At 55.0% G+C, this 262-nt stretch carries 2 tRNA genes; both read left to right on the forward strand.

Annotated elements, in window-relative coordinates:
• Nucleotides 1-76 (forward strand) — tRNA-Glu (locus HWE04_RS24310).
• Nucleotides 77-185: 109 nt separating this feature from the next.
• A tRNA-Ala gene (locus HWE04_RS24315) sits at nt 186-261 on the forward strand.
• The last annotated feature ends 1 nt before the right edge of the window (nt 262 follow it).

Consider the following 262-nt stretch of genomic DNA (forward strand, 5'->3'; position numbering starts at 1 on the left):
GTCCCCTTCGTCTAGAGGCCTAGGACATCACCCTTTCACGGTGAGTACGGGGGTTCGAATCCCCCAGGGGACGCCAGGTAGAAAAATAGTCCGATTGCCGTCGGGCTGTTAAAAGTTGAAGTAGTCTGATTGTTCAGGCTACCTTGAGGTTGGATAGTCCGGAGTTTGGGACTTTTCCTTTCGCAGGGGGTATAGCTCAGCTGGGAGAGCGCTTGCATGGCATGCAAGAGGTCAGCGGTTCGATCCCGCTTACCTCCACCAG

The organism is Herbaspirillum sp. C7C2 (assembly GCF_022627865.1).
GTDB lineage: Bacteria > Pseudomonadota > Gammaproteobacteria > Burkholderiales > Burkholderiaceae_D > Herbaspirillum > Herbaspirillum frisingense.